The following is an 18,950-nucleotide window of genomic DNA, read 5'->3' as shown; positions in this document are numbered from 1 at the left end:
AGTTTCGCCGTCTCGACCTGTTTGATGGAGCGCCTCGTCAGAGGCGCCGAACCGATGCGCGGCTCTGGCGCTCTCGGCGACCGGGAGCTAACAATCCCGCCGCTCTCGCGCAATGGACCGCCGCCGCATGACCGATCTCCCCTCCGCGCGCCGCAGAAGCCGATTCTGGCTCTATGCGCCCTTCGTCCTCCTCGCCTTGCTGGCCGTGGTCTGGTCCGGGTTCTGGTTCTTCGTCAAGGGCCGCGTCACGGACGGGCTCGACCGCATCGTCGCGCGCGAGGCCCAGATGGGGCGGACCTGGACCTGCGCCGACCGTAGCGTCGGCGGCTATCCATTCCGCATCGAGATCCGCTGCGGGTCGCTCACGCTCACCTCCACGCGCTGGGGCGACGCGGTCAGGCTCCAGACCGGGCCGAGCGTCGGCATCGGCCAGGTCTATACGCCGGGCCTCGTGCTCCTGCAGGTGACCGGCCCGCTGCAGGCCGTGCTGCCCGAAGGCCGCAAGCTCGACCTCGGCTGGACGGGGCTCGAGGCGAGCCTCGCCCTGAATGGCCGCGAGCCCGAGCGTTTCTCGCTGGTGATGAGCGAGCCGAACGCGACGCTGACGGCACCTGGCGCCGCCAACGAGACCTGGCGCGCCAGCCGGTTCGAGGCGCATCTGCGCCGCAACCCGACCCGCCCCGCCCAGGAACAGGTGGCCGACCTGGCGCTGTCGGTAAAGGCATCGGTGCTGCCGGCGCTGGATACGTTGCTCGGCATGAGCGAGCCGGGCGATGTCGATCTCCAGGCCAGCGTGACGCAATCGCTGGCATTCCGCGGCGGATTCAATCCCGACACGCTGGAAGCCTGGCGCAATGCCGGCGGACAGGTCGAGCTGACGAAGCTGGTCACGACCAAGGGAGCGGCGCGGGTCGAATCGAGCGGCCGCCTGTTGCTCGACCAGACGCATCGCGTCTCCGGCCAGATCGACGCCGCCATCGCCGGGATCGACCGCATCGGCGGCATCAGGGTCGGCGGCATCGCGGCCGGGCTTGGCGGGCTGCTGGGCGGCCGGCAGGCTTCGGCCGCGCCCGGCGCCACGCCGGGGCTCACGCCGCTTCCGCCAGTCGTCCTGCGCGAGGGCAGGGTCTATCTCGGGCCGATCAGGCTGCCGCTGCAGCCGCTGACGCCGCTCTACTGAGGCCACGAAAAGGGCGGAAGTCATTCCGGTTGAACGCAAGAGCGTCCGCCCCGTCGGTGTCCCCCGTCGGTGTCCACGTCGACGCCAAGGGCGGGCTGCTGGTCGCCGACGATGTCGGGAATGTCATCTGGCGCGTGACGACGCCGACGAGCCGGTCAAGGCCACCGCCTGGCAACGACAGCCGCCGAGGGCACTCGATTTGATCCGATGGCGGGCTGCGCGATCGAAGAGTGTCGCGCAGGTCAGTCCAGCGGCTGGCTGCCGCGAAGGCCGCGGGAGCCGGGCATCAGCGCAGCCAGCCGGGCCCCTGCGGCCTTCTTGCGCAGGTCGAGATCGAGCGGCCGGCTGGGCGGAAGCGGTGCGTTCCTGACGAGATTCAAGGCCGGGCTTGTGGGCGCGGCGGCTGTCGGCGCGGGAGTGTCCGGCGCGAAAGCCAGCGGCGCGGCAGCGGAGGACGCCGGCACCGGGGAGGAGGTGGTGGTGGCGAGAGGCGCAGGCTCGGAGGCCGCAGCGAGTTGATAGCTCGGCTCCTCGATGCGACGGCGCTCGGGCCGTTCGCCCTTCACATAGAAGGCGTTCCCGCCTGCCACCGTCATGTAATGCATGTTGGGATAGGAAAAGCGCAGGCCGGCCATATGAAAGTGCTTGGCCGTTCCGACCGCCTCGTTGCGCCGGCCGTTGAGGATGTCTTCCGCGACGGCCTCGACCTTCGGCAGATCGCGTGCAGCCATCTGGCGTGTCAGCACGCCGGAGGCGAACTGGCGCGGCGCGCCGACGACGCCGCAGATCGTCTCGGGATATCGCGGCGATTCCACCCGATTCATCACGACCGTGCCGACGCCGAGAAGTCCCGCGTCGCTCGACCGGTTCGATTCGAAATACATCGCGCGGATGAGACATTCCTTCTCGCGCGGGTCGGCCTTGGCCAGGGCGACGGCGCGTTTGCGGGCCTCCTGGGGCTGCTTTGCAAGGGGGGCAGCGGTCGAAGCGGTCTCGACCGGCGACATGCTGCAGGCGCCCAGGGCCGGCGCAGCCAGCAGAATCAGAAGCGGGATCGCTTTGCGACTGTAGCGGCTCATGCCGGTGGAACGGTCAGCATCAGCAGCGATCACGGTCCGCTTCATGCGGCAACCTCCTGATTACGGGATCTGGGCTGCCGCAGGCGGCGGACCGTCGTCACCGGAAAGGAATCCGGAAACTCTTATCAGAAAGTTAATTTCGGAAGGAAGAGGCAAAGATGCGACGGCGGCTTGGCCATCAGCGCGGCGAGGCTGTGGGCCCATTCCTGCTTATAAACGCCCGTCACAGAGTGGTCTCACTCGCTTTCTACGCTCCAAGTTATCGCGACGTTGTCGAAGAGGGGTCTCGCCCGCACCAATTCGCGGCATGGGGCGGTCGCCGGGAAGCGGAGATTCCTGCGGTCAGCCGGCGATTGGGCAGGAACTTGCGAGACCATCATCGGTTGAATGATCGGGGCTGTCGCCGACAGCTTCCGACGACCGCTGGGTGGCTGCCATGATCGAGAGAGACAGCGAGGTATTCCGCTTATTCTCCGAGGATTATCGAAACTATCGGCAGGAGGAGATGAGCCTGCAGGAATACCTATTGGCCTGCCGCGAAGACAAGTCGATGTATGCCTCCGCGGCCGAACGCATGGTCGATGCGATCGGCACGCCGAAATTGTTCGATACGAGCCAGGACGAGCGCCTGGGCCGGATATTCGCGAACAGGACGATCAAGATCTATCCCGCGTTCGCCGATTTCTTCGGCATGGAGGATACGATCGAGAGGATCGCCGGGTATTTCCGCTATGCATCGCAGGGATTGGAGGAGCGCAAGCAGATCCTCTACCTCCTCGGTCCCGTCGGCGGCGGCAAATCCTCCCTCGCCGAAGGGCTCAAGAAGCTCATGGAAGAGCGGCCGTTCTACACGCTCAAAGTCGGGGATCAGGTCAGTCCAGTCTTCGAATCGCCGCTGGGCCTGTTCCGTCCCGACCGGATGGGCGATCTCTTCGAGGACAAGTACGGGATCGCGCGACGGCGATTGAACGGCCTGATCTCGCCTTGGGCGGCGAAGCGGCTCGACGAGCTGTCCGGCGACATCTCCAAATTCAGCGTCGTCAAGCTGAACCCGTCGCGATTGCGGCAGATCGGCATCGCGAAGACCGAGCCGGGTGACGAGAACAACCAGGATGTCTCGGCGCTCGTCGGCAAGGTGGACATCCGCCAGCTCGAAAACTTCAGCCAGTCGGACCCGGACGCCTATTCCTATAGCGGCGGGCTGAACCGGACGACGCAGGGCCTGCTCGAATTCGTCGAGATGTTCAAGGCGCCGATCAAGGTCCTGCATCCCCTGCTGACCGCGACCCAGGAAGGCAGCTACAACGGCACCGAAAACTTCGGGGCCTTTCCGTACCAGGGCATCGTCCTGGCCCATTCCAACGAGTCGGAATGGCTCCAGTTCAAGAACAACAAGAACAACGAGGCGTTCCTGGATCGCATCCTGGTGGTCAAGGTGCCCTATTGCCTGCGCGTCACCGAAGAGCGGCTGATCTACGACAAGCTGCTGCGCGAGAGCGAACTGGCCGGCAGTCCCTGCGCACCTGAAGTGCTCGACCTCCTCAGCCGGTTCTCGGTCTCGACCCGGTTGAGCGAATTCGAGAACTCGCCGCTCTATACGAAGATGCGCGTCTATGACGGCGAGAACCTCAAGGAGCTGGAGCCCAAGGCGAAGGCCATCCAGGAATATCGCGACGCGGCCGGGGTCGACGAGGGCATGACCGGCGTCAGCACGCGCTTCGCCTTCAAGATCCTCTCGCAGACCTTCAACTACGACACCGAGGAGCTCGCCGCCGACCCCGTGCACCTGATGTACATCCTGGAGGGTGCGATCAAGCGCGAGCAGTTTCCCAAGGAGACGGAAGCCGCCTATCTCGACTTCATCAAGTCTGAGCTCGCGATGCGCTACGCCGAGTTCATCGGGCACGAGATCCAGAAGGCTTATCTGGAGTCCTATGGCGAATACGGCCAGAACCTGTTCGACCGCTACATCGCCTATGCCGACGCCTGGGTCGAGGATCAGGACTACAAGGACCCCGATACCGGCCAGCTCCTCAACCGGCAGGTCCTGGACAACGAATTGTCGCAGATCGAGAAGCCGGCCGGCATCGCCAACCCCAAGGATTTCCGCAACGAGGTCGTGAAGTTCACCTTGCGCGCCCGGGCCAGGAACAATGGCCGCAACCCGTCCTGGACGAGCTATGAAAAGCTCCGCGAGGTCATCGAGAAGCGGATGTTCGGGCAGGTCGAGGATCTGCTGCCCATCATCAGCTTCGGCTCGAAGCAGGATAGCGTGACCGAGAAGCGGCACCAGGGCTTCGTGCAGCGCATGGTCGAGCGTGGCTATACCGAGCGCCAGGTCCGGCGCCTGGTGGACTGGTATATGCGCGTGAACAGGGCGGGCTGAACGCGGCCGGAGCGTGCCATGCCGATCTTCATCGACCGCCGCCTGAACCCGAAGGACAAGAGCCTGGGCAACCGGCAGCGCTTCCTGCACCGCGCGCGCGTAGAGCTGAAGCGAAGCGTCCAGGAACAGGTCCGGGCCGGCAAGATCGCCGATGTCGATGGCGAGCATGCCGTTTCGATGCCCGCGAAGGGAACGGACGAGCCAAGCTTCCGCAATGCGAAGGACAGCGGCCGCCGCCAGCATGTCCTGCCCGGAAACAAGCAATTCGCACCGGGGGACAGGCTGTCGAAGCCGGGCCAGGGCGATGGGTCAGGATCATCGCCGGGCCTGCAGGCGCCCGAGGATGATTTCCGCTTCATGCTCTCGCGCGAAGAGGTGCTCGACCTGTTCTTCGAGGATCTCGAGCTCCCCGACATGGTCAAGCTCAATCTCAAGGAAATCCTGGCTTTCAAGCCGCGACGGGCCGGGTTCTCGGCGAGCGGGTCGCCGACCAACATCAATGTCGCGCGTACGATGCGAAACAGCCATGGCCGCCGCATAGCCCTGCAGCGGCCCAAGCGCGAGGAGATCGACGCGATCCTCCGCGAACTGACCAGGATCGAAGCCGGCGGACCCGATGCCGCCGGCGCCGACCTCGCAGCCTTGCGCGCCGAACTCGACCGGCTGGAGCGCCGGCGCCGGGTGATCGCCTTCATCGACCCGGTCGATATCCGCTTCAACCGTTTCGACGCACAGCCTCAGCCGAACGCGAACGCGGTGATGTTCTGCCTGATGGACGTCTCCGGCTCGATGGGCGAACGCGAGAAGGACCTGGCCAAGCGCTTCTTCGTCCTGCTGCACCTGTTCCTGAAGCGGCGCTACGACCGCACGGACATCGTCTTCATCCGCCATACCCACATGGCGCAGGAGGTGGACGAGGAAACCTTCTTCTACAGCACGCAGAGCGGCGGCACCGTCGTGTCCACGGCGCTGGAGGAAATGCGGCGCGTCATCGCGCAGCGCTACCCCAGCCGGGACTGGAACATCTACGCCGCCCAGGCCTCGGACGGCGACAATCTCGCCATGGATTCCGAGCGCTGCCTGAGCCTGATGGACGGCGAGATCATGCGCCTGTGCCAGTATTTCGCCTATGTCGAGATCCTCGACGAGCGCGAGACCGAGATCTTCGGCTCCACGGACAACGGCACCTCGCTGTGGCGGTCCTATCTCGCGGTCAAGGACAGGTGGTCGAATTTCGACATGAGCCGCATCGCCAGGGCCGCCGATATCTACCCGGTCTTCCGGCAGCTCTTCTCCCGCCAACCGGCGCAGCAGCGCAAGTGAGGGAAACGCCGATGCCCAGGCCAGCGCCCGGGTCCGATCTGCTGTTCTCCGGCTCGGACTGGAACTTCGGAACCTTGTCGCATGCTTACGACGTCATCGAGGCGGTTGCGAAGGAGGAGCTCCGGCTCGATGTCTACCCGGTGCAGATGGAGATCATCTCCTCGGAGCAGATGCTCGACGCCTATTCGTCCATCGGCATGCCGCTGATGTATCGCCACTGGTCGTTCGGCAAGCATTTCCTCCACCAGGAACTGCTCTACCGCAAGGCCGGTCGCGGCCTCGCTTATGAGGTGGTGATCAACTCCAATCCCTGCATCGTCTACCTGATGGAAGAGAACACCATGGCCCTGCAGGCCCTGGTGACGGCGCATGCGGCCCTTGGCCACAACCACTTCTTCAAGAACAACTACCTGTTCCAGCAATGGACCGATGCCGGCGCGATCCTGGGCTATCTCGATTTCGCCAAGGGCTTCATCGCTCGCTGCGAGGAAAGGCATGGCGTTGCGGCGGTGGAAGCCATTCTCGACGCCGCCCATGCCCTGATGGAACAGGGCGTGTTCCGCTACCGCCGCCCGCCCAGGCTCTCGTCCGACAAGCAGCGCGAGGGGCTTCGTGAGCGGCTGGAATACGAGGAGCGTTCCTATAACGACCTATGGCGCACGATCCCGCGCCCGGCGGATGACGGCAAGGCCGACGAGAGCGAGGACTCGATCGCCGAGCGGAAGAGGGCGCTCAATCTCCCCGAGGAGAACCTGCTCTATTTCCTGGAGAAGAACAGCCTGATCCTCGAGCCCTGGCAGCGCGAGCTCCTGAGGATCGTCCGGGTCATCGCGCAGTATTTCTATCCCCAGCGGCAGACGCAGGTGATGAACGAAGGCTGCGCGACCTTCGTGCACTACACGGTCATGAACGCGCTGTTCGACCGGGGGAAGATCAGCGAAGGCGCCATGCTGGAGATCCTGCGCAGTCACTCGAATGTCGTCTTCCAGCCGGCCTTCGACGATCCCCGCTTTTCCGGCATCAACCCTTATGCGCTGGGCCTGGACATGATGCAGGATATCCAGCGTATCGCGACCGAGCCTACCAGCGAGGATCGCGACTGGTTTCCCGAGATCGCGGGCAAGGGCGACTGGCGCGCGGTTCTGCTCGACGCCTGGGCCAACCACCGCGACGAATCCTTCATACGCCAGTATCTCAGCCCGGCCCTGATCCGGAAGTGGCGGCTGTTCGTGCTCTCCGACACGGCGAACGACTCGTTCTACAGCGTGGCTTCGATCCACAACGAGCGCGGCTATGAACATATCCGCACCGCCTTGGCCCAGAGATACGACATCGGCGCGAGCCATTCGGATGTCCAGGTCGTGGATGTGGACCTGCTCGGCCAGAGGCATCTGCGCCTGCAGCACAAGGTCAATGACGGCATCGTCCTGGAAAGCGCCAGCTGCGATGCGACGCTGCGCCATGTCCATGAGCTATGGGGTTACGAGGTCAGCCTGGAGGGCATCGACGCGCAGACGGGAGGCACGGTCTACGAACGCTCCAGCCGGCAGCTTTCCGGATAGCGATAGACTACGATCTCAGCGCGCGGGAGACCTGGATCGCCGTGCGTCCTATCGGACGCCAGGTGGCGATCTATCTCTTTGTTTTAGCATCGGATTTTTCCGAAAAGTGGACTCCGCTTTTCGGTTCGATGCTCGAGCTGGCAAAAACACAGGCCTGCATCGCGCAGGCCGACGCCAATTGGCCGAGCCTGCCCCCATAAGCCGGGGACTGATGCCGCTTCCGGCACCAGCCCCCCATTTTTGCTTGGTCTCGATGCCGTTCAGGCCGCGGGCAGGGCGGCGCGCGGCGCCTCGATCCGCGTCAGCGCCTTCTTGACCGCATCCTGAACCTTCTCGAAGGCCCTGACCTCGATCTGGCGGACGCGCTCGCGCGAGACGCCGAACTCCTCGGAAAGCTGTTCGAGGGTGATCGGGTCGTCGGCCAGGCGCCTCGCCTCGAAGATCCGGCGTTCGCGCGGGTTGAGCACGGTCAGCGCCTCGCGCAAAGCGGTGTGGCGGTTGTCGCTCTCCTGCGAATCCGCGAGCCTGCGCTCCTGGCTCTCGCTGTCATCGACCAGCCAGTCCTGCCATTCGCCCTCGCCATCCTCGCGCAACGGCGTGTTGAGCGAAGCGTCGCCGCCGAGGCGGCGGTTCATGTCGACGACATCCTGCTCGTTGACGCCGAGCTTGGTGGCGATGGTCTTGACCTGTTCGGGCCTGAGATCGCCCTCGCCGAGCGCGGAGATCTTGCTCTTGGCCTTGCGCAGGTTGAAGAACAGCTTCTTCTGGTTGGCGGTGGTGCCCATCTTCACCAGCGACCACGAGCGCAGGATGTATTCCTGGATCGAGGCCTTGATCCACCACATCGCATAGGTGGCGAGGCGGAAACCCTTGTCCGGCTCGAAGCGCTTGACCGCCTGCATCAGCCCGACATTGCCTTCCGACACGACCTCGCCGATCGGCAGGCCGTAGCCGCGATAGCCCATGGCGATCTTGGCGACGAGCCGCAGATGCGAGGTGACGAGCTTATGCGCCGCATCGCGGTCGCCATGCTCGCGCCAGCTCTTGGCCAGCATGAATTCCTCGTTCGGTTCCAGCATCGGGAACCGACGAATTTCCTCCAGATAACGTGAAAGTCCGCCTTCCGCGGACATGACGGGCAGCGATGCAATCGCCATGCTCGTTCTCCTTTCCTGGCTCCCGCTTGGCGGCAAGCCAACCGCGCGAAGGACCCTCGCGCAGGTTTTGGATGATGTGCCTGATCCAACGCGCGAACCGTCTGGCGGTTCGCAAGGCCCGGCCCCGTGCGGCGCCCCTTAAGCCATCCGCATCCAAGCCCCATTATATGCCAATCGAGATTGGCGGAAAGTGGGCGAACCGGCCAGATCGCCTCACAGAACCGCGAGTTGCGTTTGCAGATTTGCAAAATCGGCCGGCGGCGGCGATTCGAAGTGCATTTCCTCGCCGGTGACGGGATGCTCGAAACCCAGCACCGCCGCATGCAGCGCCTGCCGGCCGAGCGCTGTCAGCGCGTCGCGCGCGCCCTCGGGCAGGCGGCTCGCCTTGGTCATGTAGCCCGAGCCGTAGAGCTGGTCGCCCAGCAGCGGGTGGCCGAGATGGCTCATATGGACGCGGATCTGGTGGGTGCGCCCGGTCTCGAGCCGGCACTCGATCAGGCTTGCCAGCGCCTCGGTCTCTTCCTGTCCCCTGAGCAAGGGCGGATATCGTTCGAGCAAGGTGAAATGCGTGATCGCCTCGCGTCCGCGGCCCTCTCCCACCACCGCCATCTTCTCGCGGTTGCGGTTGGAGCGTTCGAGCGCGGCCTCGATCGTGCCGTGCGGGCGGCGGGGCGCGCCCCAGACCAGCGCGAGATAGGCGCGCTCCAGCGGGCCGGTGCGGCCATGGTCGGCGAATTGCTTGGCGAGGCCCTGATGCGCCTTGTCGGTCTTGGCCACGACGAGCAGTCCGCTGGTGTCCTTGTCGAGCCGGTGCACGATGCCGGGGCGCCGGACGCCGCCGATGCCGGAGAGGCTCTCGCCGCAATGGGCGATCAGCGCGTTGACGAGCGTGCCGTCCTCATGGCCGCCGGCGGGGTGGACGACGAGGCCGGCCGGCTTGTCGATCACGATCAGCGCGTCGTCCTCGTAGACGACATCGAGCGGGATCGCCTGGCCGATCGGCGCCGCCGGCTTTGCGGCCGGCATGACGAGTGCGAGCTCGTCACCCTCCGCCACCTTGCGGCTCGGGTCGGAGGCAAGGACGCCGTTGAGACACACCCCGCCCTCGCGAATGACCTGCTGCAGCCGGGCGCGCGAAATCTCGCCCGCCAGCATGGCGAGCGCCTTGTCCAGGCGCGCTCCGGCCTGTTCGGCGGTGACGAGGAGGGTGGTGCCTTCGGCTTCAATCGGTTCTGATGACATGAGCAACGCTATACGAGGCGCGGATACACTCCGCACGCCATTTCGGAGGGCTGCGCCTCGTTCTCTCAGCCGAAAATCCGGAACTTGCCCTTCGCCGGCTCGGAAGGCTGCGGCTCGTCCGGCCCCGGATCATCCGGTGCATGCGATACCGGGAAAATCACCGGAGCAGGCCGATTGTCGCGCGCCGCTGCGGCAGGGGGAGGCGGCGCGACCGGCCGCTCGGCGACGGGCGGTGGCTTGGGCTCGGCTAAGGGCGGAGCCTCGGCCTTCTCGACCGGCGGTGGCGCGGGCGCCGGGTCGGGAGCCGGTTTCGGCGTGACCGGTGCGGCCGCTTCTTCCACGACCGCTGCAGCGGATTTAACTGGCGGCAAGGACGGCTTCGCAGGCTCGACGGTGGCGACGGTCTCGGCCCGCGCCTCGAGCAGCGGCGTCGAATCGTCGAGATCGGCGAGGACGTCGTCAATGGCGGGCGCGTGGCTTCCGAGCGTCGCCGGCGGCACGGTCCAGACGAAGGCGTCGAGGCGGCCCGAGATCGGCGAGACCGGCAGCCACTGGTCCGAGACCAGCCCGTCGGCGACCCATGCCGCATCGCGCGGCGCTCGTGTGGCGCGCGACAGCCATTCGCGGACCCGGCCGGCAGCGCCGTGCTCGGCCTCCTCCAGCTCCGCCATCAGCAGGCAGGCGCGCACCGAGGCGCCGCCGGCGAGCAGCGGCTTCAGGGTTTGCCGCGCGCGGGCGAAATCGCGGGCATGGATCGCCGCGCCGGCGAGCGCCAGCACGCCTTCCGGGTCGGCCGGCCGGAGCTTGGCGAGCGTCTCCGCGCGGACGAGACGGTCCTGCGCGCTGTCGCCGGGGCGGACGTCGAGATAAGCGGCGGCGATGTCGGGATGCGAGACCTCGCGCCAGGCGGTTTCCAGCAGCTTGGCGGCCTTGCGGACGTCGCCGCGTTCCGCCAGCATCCGGCCGGCGAGCGCCGCCGCCGGCGTCAGACCGGGCGCGAGCTTGGTCGCTTCCAGCGCCGCGGCCAGCGCCTTCTCGGGCTCCCGGCTTTTCGCATCGAGCGCTTCGGCCGCCAGCAGCACGGCGCGCTGGCGCTTGGCCTCGGCCTTCTCGGCCAGCCGCAAGGCGGCCCGGCGCTCGACGGCGGTGCGTGCCGCCTGCCAGTCGCCGGCGCTGGTATGGAAGTCGAGCAGCGCGTCATTGGCCCAGGCGAGCGAGGGCGAGCGGCGCACCGCGTCGTCGGCGAAGGCGCGGGCCGCCGCCATGTCGCCGCGACGGCGGGCCTCGACGAAGAGGCCGCGCAGGCCGAGCACCCGGGTTTCCGGCTTGTCGAGCATCGCCTTGAAGGCGGCTTCGGCGCGACCACGGTCCCCGGAGAGCTGGGCGGTCTGCGCTTCCAGGAGCAAGGTCAGGGGCTCGTTGCCGGCGAATTTCCGGGCGTCGCCGGCATGGCGGCCGGCGGCGACGGGATCGCCGGCGCCGATCGCGACCATGCCGCGCGAGACGGCCTCGAACCCGCGCGCCCGGCGCCGCGCCCGCGAGGCGAAGCTGAAGGCGGAGGGCAGGCCCAGGAGGAAGCGCGCCGCCGCCCAGGCCAGCATGGCGAGGAAGGCGAGGATGATGACGCCGATGGCGGCGATCGCGACGCTGGTCTCGATGCGGTAGCCCTGCCACAGGACCGAGACCTCGCCCGGCCGGTCTGCGAGCCAGACGGCTCCGGTCGCAAGGCAGGCGATGACAAAGAGATAGAGCAGTACGCGAACCATTGAGCGCTATCCTCCGTCAGCCGCCGGCGCCGAGCGCCGTGACCGCTTCGCGGGCGATCCTGGCGATGGCGGCCTCCGCGGCCGCCCGTTTCTGCAACGCCGTCCCGAAATCGGCGCTGGCGCGTCGCGCCGGTTCGGGCAGCTGGGCCCAGAGGCCGGCGGCGGCGCCGATCTCGTCGCGCGCGAGCGCATTTTCCAGGCGGATCACCAGCGTCGCGGGATCGTTCGCTCCGGTCTCGCCGACCGGGCGGATGGTGACGATGCGGCTGGCCAGGCCGAGAAGCCGGTCCTGCCACCCCGCCGTATCGGGCGTCATCTCACGCACGAACATCGTGCGGTGGCGGCGGAACTGCGTGAGCAGCGCCTCTTGCGTCGCCGCGCCGGTCGTCGCCACGGCGTTGAGCGCGTCGAGCTGCTCGGCCGCACCGCCGCCCTTGGCAAGGGCCGCGACATCGGTCGGAAAGGGCTGGCCGGACTTGAGCGCGCCCTGGATCCGCTCGGCCAGCACGATCCGGGCGGCGGCGAAGGCCTGCGGGTTCGGCGCGGCGGCCGTCTTCGCCAGTGCTTCGACCGAGCCGAGCCGCTGGGTCAGGCCCGCGATCGCCTGGCTGTTATCCACGGCGGCCGGCCCCGGCGTGTTGGAGATTTCGGCCAGCTTCGCGGTCGCGGCCCTGGCTTGCGTGCCGGCTGCCGCGGCGGCCTCCGAAGCGGCGCTCGCCTTGCGGTCGAGCGTCTCCAGGGCAGCCCGCGTCGGCAGCGCGGCGGTCGCGCCCTGCAACGCCTCGATCCGGCTTCTCAGCTCGGCGATCTGCTGGCCGCTGGTGTCCGGCTCGGCGCGGGCGAAGGCCAGCATGACCAGGCCTGCGCCAATGACGCCGCCGACCAGCCCGGTCAACGCGAGCGCCGGCCATGGCACGCGCGGCCGTGGCCCGTCGACGGGCCGAGGGCTGGTTCCGCTGTCCGCCGCGGCAGGCGCCGGTAAGGGGATGTCGCTGCTCGACGGGGCTTCCCTGGACAGGGCCTCGGTCGGCAGGACGGCTTCGGTCTCGGCCTTGGCCGCAGCAGGCGAGGGATCGCTGACCGCCGCCGAATCGTCGCGCGCCTTGGCGTCGATCGTCGGCGGAGTCCGCCGAAGGCGCCCGCGCGGCGTGGATGCTGTCTCCGGCTCGCTCATCGCGCCCCTGTCCGTCTCGACGCCAGCCGGCGCGTTCGCGACCTGTCTAACATCCCCGCCGCCGGGATTGCGAGCGGACACTTGGTCGAGCGCGGCCAGGAGCGCGGCTTCCTCGGGATATTCGGCGACGAGCACCGTGCTGGCCCCGGCCGCGATCAGCGGCGCCGCGACCTGGGCCGAGAGGGTGACATGGGTCAGGTCCAGCGCGGCCTCGGTGAGGCCCGCTTCGTGCGCCAGGGCCAGGAAGACCTGCGCGCCGCGCGGCGAATAGTGCAGGGCCGCCTCGGCACGGCCATCGCGAAGGGCGGAGGCGGCCTCCGCGGGCAAGGCCGCCCTGGCCTCGGCGGCATAGGCCGTCCAGAGCGCGATCTCGTAGCCCGCCTTGCCCAGCCGTTCCGGAACGTCGTCCTGGCGATCCTTGCCGGCGATCAGCAGGAGCCGCGCCGGCGCGGACAGGTTGCGACCGATCAGCGCGATCAGGTCGTTGCGGTCGCCATCGGCGCTGCGGGCATCCTCGAAGCCGGTGTCCCGCGCCTTCGCGGCCGTGCGCGCGCCAACGGTGAAAACCGGCAGGTCGCGCCAGGCGGCGGGCGCATCAGCCAGCGCCGGGACCGCGTTGCCGCTGGTCAGGACGAGCGCGGCGAAATCGCCTTCGGGAGCAGGTTCGGCGAGCCGGACCACGTCGAAGAGCGGTGCCACGATCGCCTCATGGCCATGGGCAGCGAGCGCCCTGGCGCTGCGTTCGGCATCCGCCTGCGGTCTGAACACGAATACGCGCATGCGGCCTCCTGTCGCTTCGTCGCCGCTCAACGAACGGCCGGCTTCGAACGTGGTTTGCAGTTATCGCAAATGATTTGCCGGATCGTGAAGTCACGCGCCGGCGTTTTGCCGCAGGCGAGGCGGCCCGACCCTCGCCTGCATGCCAAAGCTGAGATCTCGGTCATTCTCGTGCGTCTTCCCGGCTCCGGCCACACGCTGCGCGTCTCACGGCCTCTTGGCCTTATGCTCGCCGGCGCACTATACGAGGGAATTCCCGGCATGAAACCGCCGGGGTTTCGCCCACCCGTCCCTCGGCACTTCCGACCGAGACCGTTCGAGACCTGTCGACCATCATGCGCGTTCTGGGGATAGAGACGACTTGTGACGAGACCGCGGCTGCGATCGTCGCGATCGATCGCGCCGGCGACGCCAAGATACTGTCCAACGAGATCCTGAGCCAGATCGCCGCGCATGCCGCCTATGGCGGCGTGGTGCCGGAGATCGCGGCGCGTGCCCATGTCGAGGCGATCGACCGCATCGTCGGGCGGGCCTTCGAGGTCGCCGGGCTCAAGCCGTCCGAGATCGACGGGGTCGCCGCCGCGGCAGGGCCGGGGCTGGTCGGCGGGGTCATGGTCGGGCTGACGACCGCCAAGGCCATCGCGCTGGTGACCGGCCGCCCCTTCATCGCGGTGAACCATCTCGAGGCACATGCGCTGACGGCGCGGCTGACCGACGATCTCGCCTTTCCCTATCTGCTGCTGCTGGTCTCCGGCGGACATACCCAGCTTCTCGCCGTGCGCGGCGTCGGCGACTATCTCCGCCTCGGCGGCACGATCGACGACGCGGTCGGCGAGGCGTTCGACAAGATCGCCAAGATGCTCGGCCTGCCTTATCCCGGCGGCCCCTCGGTCGAGCGCGAGGCCGGGAAGGGCGATCCCGAGCGCTTCGAGTTCCCGCGGCCGATGGCCGGCCGGCCCAATCCGGATTTCTCGCTCTCGGGCCTGAAGACCGCCGTCAGGCTGGTGGCCGAGCGGATCGCGCCGCTGTCGGACCGTGACGTCGCTGATCTCTGCGCCTCCTTCCAGGCCGCGGTCGTCGATGTGCTGGTCGACCGGACGCGGGCCGGCCTGCGCGCCTGCCGGGCGGCCGGCATCATGCCCTCGACCCTGGTCGTCGCCGGCGGCGTCGCCGCGAACCAGGCAATCCGGGGCGGGTTGACGCGGCTCGCGACCGAAGCCGGCTTGCCGATGGTCGCGCCGCCCGTCGCGCTTTGCGGCGATAATGGCGCGATGATCGCCTGGGCCGGGCTGGAGCGGCTGCGGCTCGGCATGATCGACGACATGAGCGCGGTCGCGCGCCCGCGCTGGCCGCTCGACGAGCTCAAGATCCAAGAATGAGCGACATCCAAGAATGAGCGGTGCGGTGCGATACTCCACGATCGGCATCGTCGGCGGCGGCTCCTTCGGCGTGGCGCTGGCGTTGGCGGCCGCGCGGGCCGGGCGCGAGGTTCTGCTCTGGGCGCGCGACGCCGACGCGGTCGCGGCGATGCGCGAGCGGCGCGAGGCGCCGCGCCTGCCCGGCGCAAGGCTGCCCGAGGCCATCGCTCCGGTGACGGGGCTGGAGGAACTGACCCCGGCCGGGGCTCTGATCCTCGCCGTTCCGACCCAGGCGATGCGGCCGGTCTGCGGCGCACTGGCACGGGCCTTTCCGGCGGGGCTCCCGGCGATCTCGGCCGCCAAGGGCATCGAGCAGGGGAGCGGCCTGTTCACGACGCAGATCATCGCCGAAATCTGGCCGGCGGCGAGCCCGGCGATCCTGTCGGGGCCGAGCTTCGCGGCGGATATCGCGCGCGGCCTGCCGACGGCGCTGACGCTGGCGGCGGGCAAGGCGAAGCTGGCGCAGGATCTGGCCGAGGCGCTGAGTTCCGCCGCCTTCCGGCTCTATCACAGCAGCGATCCGCGCGGCGTCGAGATCGGCGGCGCGGCGAAGAACGTGCTCGCCATCGCGGCCGGGGTCGCGATCGGCCTCGGCTATGGCGAAAGCGCGCGGGCGGCGCTGGTGGCGCGCGGCTTCGCCGAGCTGCGGCGTTTCGGAGAGGCCTATGGCGCGAAGGGCGAGACGCTGATGGGCCTGTCCGGCCTTGGCGACGTCGTGCTCTCCTGCGCCTCGCCGCAATCGCGCAATTTCGCTTATGGTCTGGCGCTCGGGCAGGGCAAGCCGCCGGAAGAGGCCGCCGGCGGCAAGCTGGCGGAGGGCGCCTTCACGGCGTCCATCCTGGCGCAGATGGCGCAGGCGCGCGGCGTCGAGACACCGATCGCGGACGCCGTCGCGGCGATCATCGCCGGGCGCATCGATATGCGCGAGGCGGTGGCCGGATTGCTGGCGCGGCCGATCCGGGCGGAAAGCGAAGGAGCGAGCAATGGCCAATGACTGGTCCGATCTGACGAAGCGCGTGGCGCGCGGTATCGCCGAGGTCAGGAAGACGACCGGCGCGGAACTCGTCGCCGAGAGCCAGCCGGTGCCGCTCGCCGGCCGCATCGCCGAGCGGGTGATCGAGCTGCGCCGCCGACGCGCCGAGGATACGCATCGCTTCGTGCTGATCCTGCCCTTCGGCGAGGCCGAGGTCCGGGTCGAGCTCGACCCGCAGGATTACGCGGCGCTGACGCGCGAGATGGTGCGGTTCTGGAACGAACAGGGCGAGGCGGCATCGCGCCCGCCGCAGCCGACGAAAGACGAGGACGAAACCTGATGGCTCACTGGTTGGTCAAATCCGAACCCTCCGCCTGGTCCTGGGACGACCAGGTCAAGGCCGGCGCCAAGGGCACGCATTGGGACGGGGTGAAGAACCACACCGCCAAGCTCAACCTGATGGCGATGAAGACCGGCGACCAGGTCTTCTTCTACCATTCGAACGAGGGGCTCGAGATCGTCGGCATCGTCGAGGTGATCAAGGAGCACTATCTCGCCAATCCGGGCGAGCCCTGGGTCTATGTCGACTTCAAGGCGGTGAAGCCGCTGCCCAAGCCGGTGACGTTGGCGCAGGTCAAGGCGACGCCGGAGCTGGCGAAGATGGCGCTCGTCACCTCCTTCCGCCTCTCGGTGCAGCCGGTGACCGACGCGGAATGGGCGCTGGTCTGCAAGATGGGCGGGTTGTAGCGCCGTCCCTTCCGCCGAAAGTCTTTGAAACCAAAGTGCGAGGGTCGGCCGCTTGCCGCCGGTCTTTCGCGCCTTATGATGCGCGCAATTCGAAAGAAGCGGTTGGCCAAGTGACGGAAATCCGTCACGGATTCCACGAGCCGCGAGCAGGATGGCCCAAGGCCAGCGATCCAAGTCTGGGGAGACGCCTAGAATGTCCGAGAAGATCTATGACGTGCCGGCCGCCTGGGCCAAGAAGGCACATCTGAACGACGCCAAATACAAGAAGATGTATGCGGCCTCGATCAAGGATCCGGAAAAATTCTGGGCCGAGCAGGGCAAGCGGATCGACTGGTTCAAGCCGTTCAGCAAGGTCCGCAATTTCAGCTACAAGCCGGGCAAGGTCGCGATCAAGTGGTACGAGGACGGCACCACCAACGTCGCCTATAACTGCGTCGACCGGCATCTTCCGAACCGGGCCAAGCAGACGGCGATCATCTGGGAGGGCGACGACCCGTCGGAATCCAAGAAGATCACCTATGGCCAGCTCTATACCGAGGTCTGCAAGTTCGCGAACGTCCTGAAGGCGAAAGGCGTCAAGAAGGGCGACCGCGTCACGATCTACATGCCGATGATCCCGGAGGCGACCTATGCGATGCTCGCCTGCGCGCGGATCGGCGCGGTGCATTCGATCGTGTTCGGCGGCTTTTCGCCGGATTCGCTGGCGGGGCGCATCTCCGACGCGACCTCGGATGTGGTGATCACGGCCGACGAGGGCCTGCGCGGCGGGCGCAAGGTGCCGCTCAAGGTCAATGTCGACGCCGCGGCCGAGAAGGCGCCGGTCAAGACGGTGATCGTGGTCAAGCGCACCGGCGGCGATGTCGCCATGAAGGACGGGCGCGACGTCTGGTATCATGAGGAGGCCGCGAAGGTCTCCGGTCATTGCCCTCCGGCCGAGATGAAGGCCGAGGACCCGCTCTTCATTCTCTATACGTCAGGTTCGACCGGCAGGCCGAAGGGCGTGCTGCACACGACGGCCGGTTACCTGGTCTATGTCTCGCTGACGCATCAATACGTCTTCGACTATCATGATGGCGACATCTACTGGTGCACGGCGGATGTCGGCTGGGTCACCGGGCACAGCTACATCGTCTACGGCCCGCTGGCGAACGGCGCGACGACGCTGATGTTCGAGGGCATCCCGACTTACCCTTCGATCTCGCGTTTCTGGGAGGTGGTCGACAAGCACAAGGTCAACACCTTCTACACTGCGCCGACGGCGATCCGCTCGCTGATGGGCGCCGGCGAGGCGCCGGTGAAGAAGACCAGGCGCAAGTCGCTGCGCCTGCTCGGCTCGGTCGGCGAGCCGATCAATCCGGAAGCCTGGGAGTGGTATCATCGGGTCGTCGGCGACGACCGCTGCCCGATCGTCGACACTTGGTGGCAGACCGAGACCGGCGGCATCCTGATCACGCCGCTGCCCGGCGCGACCAAGCTGAAGCCCGGCTCGGCGACCCGGCCCTTCTTCGGCGTCAAGCCGGAGATCGTCGACGCCGAGGGCAAGGTGCTGGAAGGCGCAGCCGAGGGCAATCTCGTCATCGCCGAGAGCTGGCCCGGCCAGATGCGCACGGTCTATGGCGACCACAAGCGCTTCGAGGAGACCTATTTCGCGACCTATCCGAACAAGTATTTCACCGGCGACGGCTGCCGGCGCGATGCCGACGGCTATTACTGGATCACCGGCCGCGTCGACGACGTGATCAACGTCTCCGGCCATCGCATGGGCACCGCCGAGGTCGAATCGGCGCTGGTGGCGCATCCCAAGGTCTCGGAAGCGGCCGTCGTCGGCTATCCGCACGACATCAAGGGCCAGGGCATCTACGCCTATGTCACGCTGATGCAGGGCGAGAAGTCGAGCGAGGCCTTGCGCAAGGAACTGGTCGCGCATGTGCGCAAGGAGATCGGCCCGATCGCCTCGCCGGACCTGATCCAGTTCGCGCCCGGCCTGCCCAAGACCCGCTCCGGCAAGATCATGCGCCGCATCCTGCGCAAGATCGCCGAGGACGAGTTCGGCGCGCTCGGCGACACCTCGACGCTGGCGGACCCGGCCGTCGTCGACGACCTGATCTCGAACCGCCAGAACAAGCGCAAGGCGGGGTGAATCGGCCCGCGGCGATATCCGGCCGG

General features: G+C 67.5%; 15 protein-coding genes. 10 read left to right on the top strand and 5 right to left on the bottom strand.

Annotated elements, in window-relative coordinates; genetic code table 11:
- The first annotated feature begins 127 nt into the window (after positions 1–127).
- Entirely contained in the window at positions 128–1,180 is a 1,053-nt protein-coding gene (locus ACTIF2_RS06395; RefSeq protein WP_439496211.1) for a DUF2125 domain-containing protein, read from the top strand.
- A 242-nt stretch (positions 1,181–1,422) separates the two neighbouring features.
- Here the strand turns inward: ACTIF2_RS06395 and ACTIF2_RS06390 are convergent, their stop codons facing one another.
- The gene (locus ACTIF2_RS06390; RefSeq protein ID WP_439496210.1) at positions 1,423–2,304 is read right to left on the bottom strand and encodes a cell wall hydrolase; all 882 of its coding nucleotides are present in this window, start codon (positions 2,302–2,304) and stop codon (positions 1,423–1,425) included.
- Between the two features lie 391 nt (positions 2,305–2,695).
- On the opposite strand from ACTIF2_RS06390, the gene ACTIF2_RS06385 reads away from it, so the two are divergent.
- The 4 genes from ACTIF2_RS06385 to ACTIF2_RS06370 all read left to right on the top strand — a co-directional run bounded on the left by ACTIF2_RS06385 (position 2,696) and on the right by ACTIF2_RS06370 (position 7,730).
- The gene (locus tag ACTIF2_RS06385; protein WP_439496209.1) at positions 2,696–4,645 is read left to right on the top strand and encodes a PrkA family serine protein kinase; all 1,950 of its coding nucleotides are present in this window, start codon (positions 2,696–2,698) and stop codon (positions 4,643–4,645) included.
- Positions 4,646–4,663: 18 nt separating this feature from the next.
- Positions 4,664–5,968 carry a YeaH/YhbH family protein gene (locus ACTIF2_RS06380; RefSeq protein WP_439496208.1) on the top strand — a complete coding sequence of 435 codons (1,305 nt, stop codon included), beginning with the start codon at positions 4,664–4,666 and terminating at the stop codon, positions 5,966–5,968.
- An 11-nt stretch (positions 5,969–5,979) separates the two neighbouring features.
- Complete coding sequence (locus tag ACTIF2_RS06375; protein WP_439496207.1) at positions 5,980–7,530, top strand: SpoVR family protein; 1,551 nt, start codon at positions 5,980–5,982, stop codon at positions 7,528–7,530.
- 62 nt (positions 7,531–7,592) lie between these two features.
- On the top strand, positions 7,593–7,730 hold the full coding sequence (locus tag ACTIF2_RS06370) for a hypothetical protein (RefSeq protein ID WP_439496206.1): 138 nt from the start codon (positions 7,593–7,595) through the stop codon (positions 7,728–7,730).
- 60 nt (positions 7,731–7,790) lie between these two features.
- Here ACTIF2_RS06370 and rpoH read toward each other — a convergent pair whose 3' ends face one another.
- The 4 genes from rpoH to ACTIF2_RS06350 all read right to left on the bottom strand — a co-directional run bounded on the left by rpoH (position 7,791) and on the right by ACTIF2_RS06350 (position 13,649).
- The gene (gene rpoH, locus ACTIF2_RS06365) at positions 7,791–8,687 is read right to left on the bottom strand and encodes an RNA polymerase sigma factor RpoH (protein WP_439496205.1); all 897 of its coding nucleotides are present in this window, start codon (positions 8,685–8,687) and stop codon (positions 7,791–7,793) included.
- 213 nt (positions 8,688–8,900) lie between these two features.
- Positions 8,901–9,929, bottom strand: a complete 1,029-nt coding sequence (locus ACTIF2_RS06360) for an RluA family pseudouridine synthase (RefSeq protein WP_439496204.1) — start codon at positions 9,927–9,929, stop codon at positions 8,901–8,903.
- Positions 9,930–9,994: 65 nt separating this feature from the next.
- Entirely contained in the window at positions 9,995–11,695 is a 1,701-nt protein-coding gene (locus ACTIF2_RS06355) for a heme biosynthesis protein HemY (RefSeq protein ID WP_439496203.1), read from the bottom strand.
- A 16-nt stretch (positions 11,696–11,711) separates the two neighbouring features.
- Complete coding sequence (locus tag ACTIF2_RS06350; protein WP_439496202.1) at positions 11,712–13,649, bottom strand: uroporphyrinogen-III synthase; 1,938 nt, start codon at positions 13,647–13,649, stop codon at positions 11,712–11,714.
- 332 nt (positions 13,650–13,981) lie between these two features.
- Here ACTIF2_RS06350 and tsaD point away from each other — a divergent pair, with 332 nt between their 5' ends.
- The 5 genes from tsaD (at position 13,982) to acs (ending at position 18,924) form a co-directional block, all read left to right on the top strand.
- Positions 13,982–15,025 carry a tRNA (adenosine(37)-N6)-threonylcarbamoyltransferase complex transferase subunit TsaD gene (gene tsaD, locus ACTIF2_RS06345; RefSeq protein WP_439496201.1) on the top strand — a complete coding sequence of 348 codons (1,044 nt, stop codon included), beginning with the start codon at positions 13,982–13,984 and terminating at the stop codon, positions 15,023–15,025.
- 13 nt (positions 15,026–15,038) lie between these two features.
- Positions 15,039–16,058, top strand: a complete 1,020-nt coding sequence (locus ACTIF2_RS06340; protein ID WP_439496200.1) for an NAD(P)H-dependent glycerol-3-phosphate dehydrogenase — start codon at positions 15,039–15,041, stop codon at positions 16,056–16,058.
- Complete coding sequence (locus ACTIF2_RS06335; protein WP_439496199.1) at positions 16,048–16,377, top strand: hypothetical protein; 330 nt, start codon at positions 16,048–16,050, stop codon at positions 16,375–16,377. The genes ACTIF2_RS06340 and ACTIF2_RS06335 overlap by 11 nt, the downstream gene beginning before the upstream one ends.
- Positions 16,377–16,784: an EVE domain-containing protein gene (locus ACTIF2_RS06330; RefSeq protein ID WP_439496198.1), complete on the top strand. Its 408-nt coding sequence runs from the start codon at positions 16,377–16,379 to the stop codon at positions 16,782–16,784. The genes ACTIF2_RS06335 and ACTIF2_RS06330 overlap by 1 nt, the downstream gene beginning before the upstream one ends.
- 193 nt (positions 16,785–16,977) lie before the next feature.
- Positions 16,978–18,924 carry an acetate--CoA ligase gene (gene acs / locus ACTIF2_RS06325; RefSeq protein WP_439496197.1) on the top strand — a complete coding sequence of 649 codons (1,947 nt, stop codon included), beginning with the start codon at positions 16,978–16,980 and terminating at the stop codon, positions 18,922–18,924.
- The last annotated feature ends 26 nt before the right edge of the window (positions 18,925–18,950 follow it).

Source organism: Allobosea sp. (assembly GCF_051860145.1).
In the GTDB taxonomy this organism is placed as follows: domain Bacteria; phylum Pseudomonadota; class Alphaproteobacteria; order Rhizobiales; family Beijerinckiaceae; genus Allobosea.
Note: the sequence above shows the minus strand (reverse complement) of the source record. Positions and strands in the feature narration are given on the sequence as shown.